2 protein-coding genes are annotated in these 1,326 nt (G+C 58.0%); both read left to right on the top strand.

Features of this window, described 5'->3' with window-relative positions:
- Positions 1 to 121 (top strand): hypothetical protein (locus tag JMA46_RS17525; protein ID WP_207346285.1); only part of this gene is annotated, 121 nt, incomplete at its 5' end.
- A 192-nt stretch (positions 122 to 313) separates the two neighbouring features.
- Positions 314 to 1,051, top strand: a complete 738-nt coding sequence (locus JMA46_RS16695; protein WP_207346473.1) for a hypothetical protein — start codon at positions 314 to 316, stop codon at positions 1,049 to 1,051.
- The last annotated feature ends 275 nt before the right edge of the window (positions 1,052 to 1,326 follow it).

Here is a 1,326-nt window from a genome sequence, read left to right as displayed (position 1 = left end):
CTGGTGGTTCAACCTGCGCGCCTCCAACACCGAACCGTTCCTTCGCCTGAACGCCGAAGCCCTGGACATCGTCACCATGGCAGATGTCCGCGACCACGTCCTTGAACTCGTGCGCAGATAACAGCCCCGTGCGTACGGAAACTTTTTGAGTAGTACTCCGTATTATACCGACAATCATAGTATGGATACAGGTCATCGACGAGACTCATCTAAAGTGCTCGCGAAAAGGGGTGCGTGCCTCATTTGAGAAGTGCTCGCGAAATCTCTGGTGCATGTTCGGGTGCTTTGGTGTGCTGGAGGGATGGACTATGGGATGTCGTTGTCGGCGCGCAGGGAAATCACGAAGAAGGAAGCCGGGGAGTATTCTCGGGCTTCGAAGAAGGCCAAGGGTGAGATCCTTGACCGGTTAGTCATTGAGATCGGGTGGTCACGGGCTAATGCCCGCCGGCAGCTCGGCAAGGCCTTTAAGCGGCGTGGGCCGGCCCGGACCGTGGCCCGCAGGCCGAGGCCGCCAACGTATGGCTATGACACGGTAAAGGTTCTGCAGCAGGTTTGGGTCGTTGCGGGGCAGCCCTGTGGCAAGTATCTGGCCGCGGTCATGGGTGCCACGCTGGCCAACATGGAAGCGCACATAGGTTCCGGTGCGTTCGGGCGGGTCCGCTCCCGGTACAGCCCTGAGGCTCGGGCCCAGTTGCTGGCGATGAGTGCGGCCACGATCGACCGGCTGCTGGCACCTTTCAAACTCTCGATGTACCCGGATGGGAAATCAACGACCCGGTCCCGACGGAACCAGTACACCGAGGTCATTCCGATCATGTCCCGGATCCCGGCCATTGACTGGCAGCCAGGTATGGTCGCTATCGATACGGTCGCTCACTGCGGCAACAGCGCCAAGGGCCAGTACGCATTCACACTGACCGTCACCGATCCTTTCACCGGGTGGACGATCAACCGGGCGATCAAGAACAAAGCCGCTAAATGGATCGTCGCGGCAATGGAAGAAATCCAGAACGAATTCCCATACCCTATCGATCATGTTCATAGCGATTAAGCCGAGAAAAACGCTAAGCCGAGAGAGATCGGCTTTGGCCCGGAGTTCCGGCGTTCTTGGAATCTTTCCTCGGCTTAGGGTTCGCGATGTAATAACTTATGGTTTTGGTTAGTTTCCCGTTAAACTTGTGCCATGGTTGACCTCACTCAGCATGCTGAATCCACAGCCCGTAGATATGCGGCCCTCCGGACTCACCTGAACGAGCGCCAACGCCGCCTCTTTTTGGGTGTCGAGGCAATAGATCTGGGCCGCGGCGGGATGAAGGCGATCGCGCA

The sequence above is a fragment of the Arthrobacter sp. E3 genome (genome assembly GCF_017353415.1).
GTDB lineage: Bacteria > Actinomycetota > Actinomycetes > Actinomycetales > Micrococcaceae > Specibacter.
This window is presented reverse-complemented; position numbering and strand designations above follow the sequence as displayed.